Raw genomic sequence first — 12,812 nt, forward strand, 5'->3', positions numbered from 1 at the left:
ACTTCATCATAGCGGAAGGGTCTCCGCGCGGGCAGGCGAGGCTTGTCGCTCGGAGTGGCCTGACGGGCGGCCGGGGGGCTTCAAATGCAGTCGCGAGCAGGCGTGCTTGGTAGCACATGCTGTGTCCGTAGTCGGGCCAACACCGCCGCAGGCCCGCGTCAAAGATCGCGTCGCCCGCAATTGGGCTGCGCGCAAGGCAACGATTTCTTGCCAAATCAAAAATGACAATGCGCAACGTCTGTAGCCGAACGCGCTGATTCGGGCAAAATGACGTGAGCGCCGTGACTCTGAACTGTATCGATTTGTTCGCAGGGGCGGGCGGTTTTTCGCTGGCGGCGCGCCAGGCGGGCCTCAAAGTGCGACTGGCTGTCGAGCGTGATCGTCATGCGGCATCGACATATCGATACAACCTTTGCCAGGATGCCAGTGGGACAATCCTCCTAGAAGAGGATATTACGACGCCTGGCTTGGCCGACGTAATGGTAGCGGCGCTTCCGGATGGCGAGCGTTGCGATCTCCTGCTTGGGGGACCGCCGTGCCAGGGCTTCTCTACGCACAGGTTGAACAATTCCGGTGTCGGAGATGAGCGCAATGGGTTGGTGAACGTCTACTTCTCTTTCGTTCATCGCCTGCGACCGAGGGCGTTCCTGATGGAGAATGTCCCGGGTATGCTCTGGCCTCGCCACGCCGAACACGTCGCGGCTATCCGTGCGCACGCTCGCGAAACCGGATACCACCTCTACGACCCGATCACCATCGACGCGCGCGACTTCGGCATCCCCCAGCGCAGAAAGCGCGTCTTCATCCTGGGGGTTGATGCCGAAATCGACCGAGGTGGCTTCGCCTGGCCGCCGGTGCGAACTCACCGCTCTCCCGACGATACGGACGCCGACACAGCTCTGCCGTTTTGGGTCGCCTGCAAGGACGTGTTCGGCCCGGCGCTGGAAAACGATCCGAACGACGTCCACATGAACCACAATGCCGATCTGGTGGCTGCCTTCGAGAGGACGCCCAAGAACGGCGGAAGCAGAGCCGACTCGGGCAGGCAGCTGGACTGCCACCGCGAGCACGACGGGCACAGCGACGTTTACGGGCGCATCAACCCGGCCTATCCCGCACCGACGATGACGACGGCGTGCATCAACCCCTCGAAGGGGCGGTTCGTGCATCCCACGCTCCCGCACGGTATCACTGCGCGACAGGCCGCGCGCATCCAAACCTTTCCCGACGATTATGTCTTCAAAGGCGGTCTCATGGCGGCGGGTACGCAGATCGGCAACGCGGTGCCGGTAAAGCTCGGCGAGACGTTGATCCGGCATGTGACCAAGTTGCTCGAAAAGGGCGCCGATCGGCAGCCCGCGCGCGACCAAGAAGCCTTGGTATCGGCGTGATCGAGACCGCAAGCTTTCAGGCTCGGGCACGGACCGTCGACCATCTTGGCCGCGAACAGATCGCGGACACGCCAACCGCGATCTCGGAGCTATGGAAGAATTCGTTCGACGCCTACGCGCGTTCTGTCTCGCTGGAGATCTACGACGGCGCTTCTCCGGTCGCCGCGTTGCTCGACGACGGCCACGGCATGAGCAAGGCCGACTTCATCGACAAGTGGCTCGTGATCGGCACCGAGTCGAAGGTGGCCGGCACCCCGGTTCCGGTCGAGGACCGGAACGGGCTACCCGTTCGGCCCAAGCTCGGCCAGAAGGGTATTGGCAGGTTGTCCTGCGCCAACCTCGGTCCCTTGCTTTTGCTCGTCTCCAAACGGCGCAATTCGCCGTTCCTCGCCGCGCTTCTCGATTGGCGACTGTTTGAGAACCCCTTCCTGAACTTCTCCGACATCGCCGTCCCGCATCTCGAACTGGGTGAATTAAGCGATCTTTGGCCCACCCTTCCGGGTATGATCGAAGCTCTGCGCTCGAACGTGACGGGCGAAGGCAAAGATGCCGCCCATGCCGGCCGCATAGTGGCTGCTTGGGAGGCAATGGACGAACTCCACCGGCAGCAGGGCCGTGAGCGGGAAGAGGCGCCAAGCCTTCCACCCTCCCAGGTAATCCTGGATGCCTTGAAGGTACAGTCGATCGGACCTCGGCACCTCGCCATGTGGCCAGTGAGCGACGGGTCGTCGGATCATGGCACGGCGATGCTAGTCGGCGACATCAACTACGATCTCACCGTTCAGATCTACAAGCCGGAAGGCGACGCGACAGCGAGTTCCGCTCGTGACAGGTTCTTCGAGACGCTTTCGAGTTTCGTAGATCCCTTCGTCGATCCGGCCAATCCGGCGACGATCGTGAAACGACCGGACTTCACCTATCAAGTCCGGGCTTGGACGGGCGATAAGCCGCATCAAGTCGTAGGCTTAGACAAGCAATTCGACCGTCGAGCTCTCGACGGTATGGAGCATATCATCGACGGTTTCGTGGATGTCGATGGCAATTTCCAAGGTAAGATAAAGGCATTTGGAAGCTGGCTGGAGGAGACGGTAACGATCGAACCTCCATTGGATGTGAGACTCTCACGGAGGGCTGACGCGGATGTTGGCGTCTTCCACATCTACATCGCCGCGATGGAATTCGAGAAGCTCAACACCACGCTTCCTCTCGCTGAATACACACGATATGAAGAACTTGCACAACGTTATTCGGGCTTCATGATCTTCCGTGACGGCCTGCGCGTGTTGCCTTATGGCCGAACCGACAACGATTTCTTTGAAATTGAGCATCGTAGAAGCAAGCACGCGGGCCGCTATTTCTGGAACCATCGCCAGATGTTCGGCCGAATCGCAATCACACGCGACGGCAATCCAAATTTGAAGGACAAGGCGGGACGCGAAGGCTTGCTGGACAACCGGGCGGCGAAGTCGCTGAAGGCGGTCGTTTCCAACATCCTCCTTGCGACGGCACGTCGATTTTTTGGTACCGACTCGACGATCCGTCAGGAGCAACTTCCCGAAATCCGTGCCGAGAACAAAGGACGGAAAGCCGCGGAGGAGAGAAAGAAGCTCCAACAGAAGCATGGTCGGAAGTTCCGCTCAATGCTCCGGAACCAAAGCGCCGCGGTACCGGCCTTACGAAAGGAAGTCGACGACTTCGTGGTCCGCATGCAGATCGCGAATGATCGGGACATACTCGAGGTCCAGCAGGCGCTCGAAGGGTACCGCGACCGCCTCGCCGACCTAAAGCTGCCTCCACGTCCGAAGGACCTCACGAGCTCGCTGGAAGAGCGATATGTTTCCTATCGCGACGGTGTGCAGTCGGTGCAGGCGACGCTGGCGAAGCTGGAAGAGACCCTCGAACGCGAGGTCGAACGCTTAAATCCGAAGAACCCGCGCGACCTCCTCGCCCGGCAGGTGGAGCGGCACGACGCCCAGGTGAAGGGCCGCATCCAGTCATGGCGCAGAAGCATCGGCGCTCTGCAGCAATCGGAGTTCGACCGTCTGAAGAAGCTGTATGCGGAGCGGAACAAGGAGTTCTCCTCGGACAGCGGCCCGATCCTGGCGAAGTTCGACCGCGGCGAAATCGACTACCCGACGGCGCGGCGCGCACTCGACGAGCTCAAGGATCGGCATGTTGAGACGAACGCCCAGATGTTCGAACCCTACGTCGCCGCGTTGGAAAACCTGAGTGAGAGCATCGACTTGGAGCACCTCGCGTCTTTCGGCGCGGACGAGAACCGCGAGCTCCGGACGGAGCTCGACCGCCTCAATTCACTGGCCCAACTTGGGATTGCGGTCGAGATCGCGGGCCATGAGATGCAAGACTATGAGGAAATGATCGGTGGCGGCCTGCGAGCTCTGCCGCCAGAAGTGGCCGAGACCCAAGCTGTACGCGATATCGCGTTCGGTTACGAGGGCTTGACCGACCAACTTCGTTTCCTGACGCCCCTGCGGTTGGCGGGAATGAGGATACAGCGATGGGTCACCGGCGCGGAGATCCACGAGTACCTCGCAAAGTTCTTCAAGCTTCAGCTCGCTCGCGGTGTGGTCAACTTGGAGGCCACGCCCGCGTTCACTGCGATGCGGGCCTTCGATCAGCCGTCGCGGCTCATGCCCGTCTTCATCAACCTCGTGAATAACTCGATCTACTGGCTGGGCAATCGGCCAAGCGGCGACCGCCGGATCGTCCTCGACGTAGTTGGCGATGACGTCGTCGTCTCCGACAACGGTCCCGGCGTCCGGCCCGAGGATCAGGAGAGTCTGTTTACGCTGTTCTTCACGCGGAAATCCGTCGGAGGCAGGGGCGTTGGCCTTTATCTCTGCAAGGCGAACCTCGCCGCTGGCGGCCACCGCATCCGCTATGTCCCGTCGCCGGAAGGCATGCCGCTGGCGGGAGCTAACTTCGCCATCACGTTCAAGGGGGCGCTGCCAAATGGCGATTGAGAGCTACCAGGCGTTCATCGACGAGGCGTTCATCAAGCCTATCAGGTCCGTCCTCATAGTCGACGACGACTATCCGACTTTCGAGGAGATGCTCTCTGAAGGGGGCCCCTCGAACAAGGATTGGCGCAACAACCGCGATCGCGTCCGAAAGGTCATCGCCAGCCTACGCGGCAATAATCGGAACCTTCTCGTCGACATCCACGACGGATCGAACGTCGGCGTCAAGGACGAGATCGACACGGCTACGCACCTCCATCAATCCGATTTGCTGGTCCTTGACTTCCAGTTGGACAAGACGAAGGCCCGCGACGGTACCATCGCCGTCAAGATTATCCGGCGCCTGATGACTAACCCCCACTTCAACCTGGTGGTCGTCCACACGAGCGAGGACCTCGACTATGTGTTCCCGCAGGTGTTGCTCGGCATGCTTCCGCCGGACGACGTCGTCCTGAACCAAGAGGAGATTGAGAAAGCGGAGGAGCTGATCGCCGCGCGCGAGGACGTCGATCCGGGGTTCGAGGCGCGCCTTGCCGATGGCTTCGCGGTCACTCAATACTTAGAGGTCCGACGGTTGGGGATGAACAAGTCCTGTCGGCCCTTCCTCAAAGGAGCGCCTCCCTTTGCGGCGCTCCATGCCGTCTGCCACTCGGCGGGCTGGCAGCTGGACGAGCTGAGGCTCATCTTCAAGTATTCTGTAGCGCGCGCCGCCAAGGCGCTGATGAGATACGAGGCCGAGCCCGGGCTTCCGGAGATCACTTGGTCGACCGGGGATGTGAAATGGGTCCGGAGTCAGTCAGTGTTCGTGGCCTTCGCGAGCAAGATCGAGGACGAACCGCCGATAACAGAACTCAGTCAGGCACTGGCGAATTGGCGGCCTGACCCGTCGAGACTGTACTTGGCTCGATTGCGGCATGAAATCGATGATCGTGGCACTGCTGAGCAAGCCACCGTTCTCGGCAACACGCATGCTTTGGCGGGATGGTATCATCGGATGCTGAATGCGGATGCCGTCGACACACGTCGGCAGATCGAGCAGACAGTTGGAAGGCTTACCGAGAGCTTCATCGGCCCCGTGGCGGACAACGTCGCGGATTTTGCGGAGCGCTTGATCACCTTCGAGCGGAAGCAAGGGGATGCCGCCACAATCTGCAAGGACCACTTTAACATCGACCTGTCGACGGAAAGCAATCGTCACAAGGCGATGGGACAACACAATTCCGTAGTCAGCACGAAGAAGCGCGAGGGTTGGCACCTCACGACGGGCCACATCTTCAGGTGCGAGGGTTTCCATTGGGTTTGCGCCTCGCCGGCCTGCGACATGGTGCCCTCGCAACTCTCTGCATTCCGGAAGAGGAGCTATCCAGGTTGCATGCCTTTCGCCGCCATTCGCCTGCAGCGGGTCTCGACATTGAAGACTGCGGTCGAGATGGCAAACAGCGCCCGCGTGCTGTTCATGGAAGTCGAAGGCCAGTTGGAAGCCTTCTGCTTCAATGATCCCGCTGACGATGCATCGGCGCCTCAATGGACCTTGCTGTTTGCGGAGGGCGACGGTCGCTTCGCCAAAGACACGTTCGATTTCAATCTCGTCCATATGGGTCCGGGCGAAAGCGGTCTGATCGCCATACGCCAGAGCGCCACCGTAGTGAGCCAACTCCGCTACGAATATGCGCTGAACCTCGTGCAAAGGCTTGGCGTGTCCATGACGCGCATCGGCCTCGATTTCCAAGCGGCCCCCAAGGATAAGAAGGGCGCGCAGCCGGAGAAGAAGGGCGAGCTGGCGAAACCCGGAGCCGTCGCCAAGGCCGCCGCCGCCGTGGAAGCGCCGGCAGATCAGCAGGCTTGAAACGAGCTGGAGGTTTCGTGACGCAGCCAAGGCGAGACTGGGAGGTCTACGAACGGATGATCGCCCGGCTACTGTCGGATCAGATCCGGACCGACTTATGCGTCACGCCGAACGCACGCATCGTCGGCCGGAAAAGTGGCCGCAGCCGTCAGATCGACGTTCTGATCGACGCCCGTCATGATAGCGACAGCTCGCGTCGCATCATCGTGGACGCGAAACGGCGGAAGCGGAAAGTCGACGTCACCGACGTCGAGGCGCTTCAGGGGCTGATGGAGGACGTTGGCGCCACACACGGCTATCTCATCTGCCCTGTCGGCCACACCAAGGCGGCTGAGAGGCGGGCACAAATGTCCGTAACGATCGGACTGGTGCCGCTCGATCGCATCCAGGATTTTGACCCGGCAAACTGGCCGAAATGCATGAACTCGCGCTGCCGGCACGGCCGAGTATTCTGGACCGGCTATCCCGAAATTTCCATGATGGGATTGCCAGTCGACCCTAAGGTGCCAGGCGGCCCGAGGAGGCTTTCGTTCATCCATCATGTCGGCAAATGCGATCGATGCGGTCGCTTCCATGTCCAATGCACGACCTGCAATGACATCCTCTCCCTGCCAGAGGACGACGATGACGACATCGGTCACCAATGCAGCTGCCGGCTACCTTGGTTTTGGATCGCCTCGATCGAGACGGACGACCAGGGGAACAGGTCAGCGGAGCTGCACGGCGTTTGGGGCATTGATCAATACCTGACCGTAGACCGGAGGCCGTGTTAGGCTCCGCCTAGGTCATGGACCAGCTTGCAACGCAGCTAAGGTCCGTTCTCTGGCAAAGAAGCACCGCTCGTTTTGGTACATAAATCCGGCTCATATTGGCGCTAGGTGCCTTTGTAAGTCGTTGAAAAATCCTGTTTTTGCTAGTCTGGGTTCTCGTCCGCCTGGCTCCACCAAATCTCTCCGATTGAGCGAAGATCCGAACATCCGCCGGCGCCGGGCAGGCCGCTGCGCCGCTCGCATCTGCGGCTTCCGCTGCGGAGCGCGGGCTGTCCGTCGCGGCGGCGGATTCGCCGATGCGGCGGCGGACACTTCCCAGCGAATGCTCCTCTCGGCGGAACCCCCCTCGCGCTTGCCGGTTGGTTGACCATCGCAAGCAGCAGGGAGGATCTCCCATGAGACGATTCGCAGGAATCGCGGCCATCGCTTTTGCTGCCCAGTCAGGAATGGCATGGGCGCAGCCTGTCGGTGGTCCCCTGGACGAGAAGCCGAGGAGCCGGGCTGAACGCGCGGCGCCGGACGATTCGGCCCCGCGCTCTCCGGGCGAGCGCGCCGGTCCGCAGCAGCGCCTCGAGCGGCCGCCGGAAGCCCCGCGCGGCGCCCGGATGGAGGAGCTTCGCGGCGAGGAGCCGGAGCGACGCGGACCCCAGCGTCGCGAGCGCGAGCAGGCCCAGAAGGAGCGTGCGGACCAGGCTCCGGCGCCGCGCGCCCTGCAGGACCACCAGCGCGAGCAGCCCCGGCAGCGCGAACAGGCGCAGCGCGAGCGCCAGGACGAGCGTAACGGCCGCAAGGCCACCGAGCAGGCTCAGCCCGACGGCCGCGCTCCGCGTTCCCCCGAAACCGCCCAGCCGCAGCGGCCGGACAACCGCTCAGGCGCGCCGAGCACGGCGCAGCCGGCGCCGGGCCCGCAGGACCAGCAACAGCGCCCCGGCCTCAACGCCCAGCGCCCGGACGCGCCGCAGCCCGGCACCACCAACCCGCAGCCGGCGGAGAACCGCGCTGCGCCGGGCGCGCAGCCGACGGGTACCGCCCGGGCGGAGTCGGACAATCAGCGTATCGCCGACACGGTTCGCCAGCGCGTGGAGCGCAACGAGGTCCGGCCCGTCCAGAACCTCGGCGTCTCCGTTTCGGTCGGGGCCGAGCTGCCGTCGCGCGTGCAGCTCCAGCCCCTGCCTAGCGAGATCGCTGCCATCCGGCCGCAATACCGCGACTATCGCTACACGGTGTCCGATCGGGAGATCGTCATCGTCGATCCGCGCAGCCGGCGCATCGTCGAGGTGATCGAGCGCGACGGCGGCAGGGCTGGAACGACCGATGTCTATGCGGTGTTCGAGCACCGGCGCGATATCAGGCGCTGGCAGCGGCCGTCGACCGTCGTCTTCCGCGAGGGCGTCGTCCTGCCGGCCGGCGCGCCCTTCTACGATCTCCCGCCCGAATTGATCGAGCGCCATCCGGATTGGCGCGGCTATCAATACGTCATGGCGGAGAGCGAGGAGGTCGCGATCGTCGAGCCGCGGACCCGCCGCATCGTCGAGGTCGTCGACAAGAACGCGGCCCGCTCGGCTTCCGCAGCCCCCGCCAGCACCGGGGCGATCTCCAACCCGGCGGCCGCGGCCGGAGACCGGCACGAGATCGCCCGGATGATCCTGGCGGGTGCCCGGCCGGGCGAGATGCAGGGCATCGAGGGCCTGAAGGGCGCGGTCCTGCCGCCGCAGATCACCCTGCGGCCGCTGCCGCCCGAGGCCGAGCAGCAGGACCAGCAGCTGCGCGGCTACCAGTACGCGCTCATCGGTGACGATGTCCTGATCGTCGACCCGCAGAACCGCCAGGTCGTCGACGTCATCGAATGACCACCCGCGCCCGTGGCGGCCGACGAGCCGCCGCGGGCGCTCGCCGGCGAATCGCCTGCGAGATCACGCTGCATTCGGACGCAATCGTCCAGATGCAGCGTGATCGATTCCAAGAGTTTGGGCATGCTCTAGCGTTTGATCGCCGGGCAGGCGCTCTGGGCCAGCGGCCGGAAGGCCTGCTCGCCCGGTATCGTGGCGACGAGGTCGTAGAGGTCCCATTCGCTGCGCGACTGCGCCGGCGTCTTCACCTGGAAGACGTAGAAATCGTGCACCATGCGGCCGTCCTCCCGCAGCCTGGCGTTGCGGACGACCTCGTCCTCGATCGGCAGCTCCCGCATCCTGGCGATCACCGTTCTGGCGTCGTCCGACTTCGCGGCCGCGACCGCCTTGAGATAGTGCCGCACCGAGGAATAGACGCCGGCCTGGATCGCGGAGGGTACAGCTCCGTGAGCCGTCTTGAAGCGCTCGGAGAAGGCGCGGGTGCGCTCGTCCAGGTTCCAGTAGAATCCCTCGGTCAGGATCGTGCCCTGCGCCGAGGCGAGGCCGACGCTCTTCACGTCCATCGCGGTCAGGAAGAAGGCGACCAGCTTCTGCCTGTCCTGGCCGATGCCGAAATCCCGCGCCGTCTTGATTCCGGCGACGGTGTCGCCGCCGGCGTTGGCGAGTGCGATCAGGTCGGCGCCCGAGCCCTGCGCCGTGAGCAGCTGCGACGACAGGTCGACGGCCGGGAAGGCGTGCCGGACTGAGCCGGCATAGGTGCCGCCCTTGGCGGTGACGAGCGTCTTGGCATCGGCTTCGAGCTGGTGGCCGAGCGCGTAATCGGCGGTGACCAGATACCATTTCGTGCCAGGCTTGGTCAGATGGTTGGCGATCCCGGCGACCTGGACATAGGTGTCCCACATCCACTGGACGATATGGTCGGGCTGGCAGGCGTCGCCGGTCAGGCGCGCCGTGCCGCCGGGGAAGAGGCCGACCCGGTTCTTGTCCTTCAGCAGCGGCGGGATGGCGAGCTGCAGCGAAGCGTTCGACATGTCGGCGAGCACGTCGACGCCCTGCCGGTCGATCCATTCGCGGGCGATCGCCGAGCCGATATCGGCCTTGTTCTGATGATCGGCCGAGACGATCTCGACCGTCATGCCCGCGCATTCCGCCTTCAGGCAATCGTCGACCGCCAGGCGCGCCGCGGTGATCGAGCCCTTGCCGGTGATGTCGGAATAGACGCCCGACATGTCGGTCAGCACCCCGATCCTGACGGCGCCGCCCGAGATCTCGGCGGCGGCGGGCAGGGCGCCGAGCCATGCGGCGGCAATGGCGAGCGCCGGAACCAGTCCCTTCATCTGACCTCCTCCCATGATGTCGTTCGTCCTTGCTGGCGGTCGTGCCAGTGCGCCATCGGCAGGCCGGCGACCGGCGATCTGAAGCAGGGGATGCGGCTGCCGCGCAGGCTGCCGATATGGACGGTGCGAAGATCGGGCCCGCCGAAGGTGATGCTGGCGAACCAGGGCGCGATCGTGCCGCCGCAGGCGAGCATCAGCTCCGGCGTCGCCTCGCCTCGGGCGAAGGCGGCCATCAGCGCCTTGCCGGCCGCGCTGCCGCGATCGTCGTCGAGCAGGATGCGCAAATCGCCCTGCGGCGTGATCGCGAAGACGCGGTCGATCATCACATGCGTGCCCCAGAGATTGCCATGCGCATCGAAGGCGATGCCGTCGATGAAGGCGCCGTGGTCGCGCGGGCCGAAGGTCTCGCGTCCGGTCAGGCTGCCGTCGGGCGCAACGCGCAGCCGCGTCACCCGGCAGGCGCAGGTCTCGGCGACGTAGAGCCATTCCTCCCTGGCATCGAGCCGGATCTCGTTGGTGAAGGCGAAGCCGTCGGCGACGATGCGCAGCCGCCCGCGATCATAGAGCGCGACATAGCCGTCGCGGACATGCGGGCTCATCGCCCGCATCCAGTTCGTCGTCCGCGTCGAGACCGTGAGCCAGATCCGGTCCTTGCTGTCGCGCAGCACGAAATTGATCTTGCCGATCGCCTGCCCGTCGATCGCGTCGACCAGCACGCGCGTCTCGCCCGAGCGGGTCATCACCTCCAGCCGGTCGGTGCCGAAATTCGAGATCAGGATGTCGCCGTTGCGGGCGAAGGCGAGGCCGTTCGGCAAGGTGCCGGAGACGAAGCGCGTCTCCTCGTCCCCGGCCTCGGCGAAGTCGCGGCTCGCCGTCTGCGCGATCAGGCTCTGCGTCCCGTCCGGACGGATATGGACCACGCCGCCGCGCGCATCGGCGCTCCACAGCGAGCCGTCCGGCTCGGCGAGGATGCATTCCGGCCGCTGCAGGCCCTCGCCCGCGTAAAGGATCGCTTCGGGGTCGATGCTGAAGCCGTCGAGCGGGTTGGGGCGATGCCACATGGTGCGTCGTCGCCCTCAGCCCGGCAGGATCGCCACGGCCCGCGTCCAGCCGGCCGAGCCGTCGCGGACCTTCACCGGCAGGCAGCTGATCGTGAAGCCGGTCGCCGGCAGCGCCTCGAGATTGTGCAGCTTCTCGATCTGGCAGTAGCCGGCCTCGCGCCCGGCCTTGTGGCCCTCCCAGATCAGCGAGGCGTCGCCCGTCTCCGCGAAGCGGCGGGCGGTGTGGCTGAACGGCGCATCCCAGCTCCAGCCATCGGTGCCGACCACCTTGATGCCCTGCCGGACCAGATGCAGCGTCGCCTCGCGGCCGAAGCCGCAGCCGGAATCGACATAGTCGGCCGCGCCATAGCGTGCGCCGGCCCGCGTGTTGGCGACGACGATCTCCAGCGGGCTCAAGCTGTGGCCGATCCGCGCGAGCTCGGCATCGATCTCCGCAGGGGTGACGACATGGCCGTCGGGCAGATGGCGGAAATCGAGCTTCACCCCCGGTCGCAGGAACCAGTCGAGAGGGCATTCGTCGATCCTCAGCGCCGGCGCCCCGCCATCCTGGGTCGGGTGGTAGTGCCAGGGCGCGTCGACATGGGTGCCGTTATGGGTCGAGATCGTCGCGAGCTCGACCGCCCAGCCCATGCCGTCCGGAAGCTGGTCCGGACGCAGGCCCGGAAACGCCGCCGCGATGTCCTTCGCCGTCGCCTCATGCGTGCGATAGTCGATCCTGACCTTCTGAAAAGGCGGATCGGCCGGGACGTCGTTCTCGAGCGGAATCGACAGGTCGACGAGGCGGCCTGGCAGCATGCCGGTTGTCCTCCCTGAATCGCTTTCGTGGTCCGCGTTTTGGACGAACGTCCGACCTATAGCAGACCCGCCGCTTTCTGATAAGAGCGGATCGGCAAGGATTTCCGGAGGGCACGATGTCCGCGATGCCGACGCGCGACCGCATTCTCGACGCCGCCGAACGGCTCTTCGCCGAGCGCGGCGGCGCCGACGGCGCCTCGATGCGCGATCTCGCGGCGGCCGCCGGCGTGCGGCTCTCGCAGCTGAGCTATCATTTCGGCTCGAAGGAGGCGCTCTACCGCGCCGTCTTCGCCCGCCGGGCGGATGCTCTCGCCCTGGCGCGCGCCCAGGCGCTCGGCGCGGCCCTGGCCCGGCCGACGCTGGAGATCGGCGGGATCGTCGCCGCCTTCATCGGCCCCTCCGTCCGCCAGCGCTTCACCGAAGGCGTCCAGGGCGCGGCCTTCGCCATGATGACCGCCCGCGAGGCGGTCGATCCGCGCGAGGCGGCGCGCGGCGTCCTCGCCGAGCATTTCGACCCGACGGCGCGGCAGTTCCTCGCCGCACTGGGCAGGCTCTACCCGCAGGCGAAGGTCGGCGCGCTGGTCGACGCCTATCTGTTCATGGTCGGTGCGCTCGTCATGACCATGGCCGCGGGCGACCGTGCCATGCGGCTCGACGCGGGGCGCGATTCCGTCCCGGTGGCGGAGAATGCCGACCTCCTCCTGCAACGGCTGACCGGCTTCTGCGCCGCCGGGATCGACGGCCTGCTGCGGGGCCGCTGAGCCGGATCATCCAGGCCGCA

9 protein-coding genes are annotated in these 12,812 nt (G+C 64.9%); 6 read left to right on the forward strand and 3 right to left on the reverse strand.

Annotated elements, in window-relative coordinates; genetic code table 11:
* Positions 1 to 272 precede the first annotated feature (272 nt).
* The 5 genes from CS1GBM4_RS02805 to CS1GBM4_RS02825 all read left to right on the forward strand — a co-directional run bounded on the left by CS1GBM4_RS02805 (position 273) and on the right by CS1GBM4_RS02825 (position 8,838).
* On the forward strand, positions 273 to 1,391 hold the full coding sequence (locus tag CS1GBM4_RS02805) for a DNA cytosine methyltransferase (protein ID WP_244607011.1): 1,119 nt from the start codon (positions 273 to 275) through the stop codon (positions 1,389 to 1,391).
* Complete coding sequence (locus tag CS1GBM4_RS02810) at positions 1,388 to 4,375, forward strand: ATP-binding protein (protein WP_186417171.1); 2,988 nt, start codon at positions 1,388 to 1,390, stop codon at positions 4,373 to 4,375. Before CS1GBM4_RS02805 ends, CS1GBM4_RS02810 begins: the two co-directional genes overlap by 4 nt.
* Entirely contained in the window at positions 4,365 to 6,218 is a 1,854-nt protein-coding gene (locus tag CS1GBM4_RS02815; RefSeq protein WP_186417172.1) for a response regulator receiver domain, read from the forward strand. The genes CS1GBM4_RS02810 and CS1GBM4_RS02815 overlap by 11 nt, the downstream gene beginning before the upstream one ends.
* Positions 6,219 to 6,235: 17 nt before the next feature.
* Positions 6,236 to 6,991, forward strand: a complete 756-nt coding sequence (locus CS1GBM4_RS02820) for a restriction endonuclease (RefSeq protein ID WP_186417173.1) — start codon at positions 6,236 to 6,238, stop codon at positions 6,989 to 6,991.
* 602 nt (positions 6,992 to 7,593) lie between these two features.
* Positions 7,594 to 8,838, forward strand: a complete 1,245-nt coding sequence (locus CS1GBM4_RS02825) for a DUF1236 domain-containing protein (protein ID WP_186417174.1) — start codon at positions 7,594 to 7,596, stop codon at positions 8,836 to 8,838.
* 128 nt (positions 8,839 to 8,966) lie between these two features.
* Here the strand turns inward: CS1GBM4_RS02825 and CS1GBM4_RS02830 are convergent, their stop codons facing one another.
* From CS1GBM4_RS02830 to CS1GBM4_RS02840, 3 genes are read right to left on the reverse strand one after another with little or no spacing between them, the layout of a single operon-like run.
* Positions 8,967 to 10,175, reverse strand: a complete 1,209-nt coding sequence (locus tag CS1GBM4_RS02830) for an ABC transporter substrate-binding protein (RefSeq protein ID WP_186417175.1) — start codon at positions 10,173 to 10,175, stop codon at positions 8,967 to 8,969.
* Complete coding sequence (locus CS1GBM4_RS02835) at positions 10,172 to 11,236, reverse strand: SMP-30/gluconolactonase/LRE family protein (protein ID WP_186417176.1); 1,065 nt, start codon at positions 11,234 to 11,236, stop codon at positions 10,172 to 10,174. Before CS1GBM4_RS02835 ends, CS1GBM4_RS02830 begins: the two co-directional genes overlap by 4 nt.
* Before the next feature lie 15 nt (positions 11,237 to 11,251).
* Entirely contained in the window at positions 11,252 to 12,028 is a 777-nt protein-coding gene (locus CS1GBM4_RS02840) for a cyclase family protein (protein WP_186417267.1), read from the reverse strand.
* A gap of 119 nt (positions 12,029 to 12,147) precedes the next feature.
* Between CS1GBM4_RS02840 and CS1GBM4_RS02845 the strand changes: the two genes are divergently transcribed.
* Positions 12,148 to 12,792 carry a TetR/AcrR family transcriptional regulator gene (locus CS1GBM4_RS02845; RefSeq protein WP_186417177.1) on the forward strand — a complete coding sequence of 215 codons (645 nt, stop codon included), beginning with the start codon at positions 12,148 to 12,150 and terminating at the stop codon, positions 12,790 to 12,792.
* Positions 12,793 to 12,812: the final 20 nt, after the last annotated feature.

The sequence above is a fragment of the Allobosea sp. CS1GBMeth4 genome (assembly GCF_900185715.1).
GTDB lineage: Bacteria > Pseudomonadota > Alphaproteobacteria > Rhizobiales > Beijerinckiaceae > Allobosea.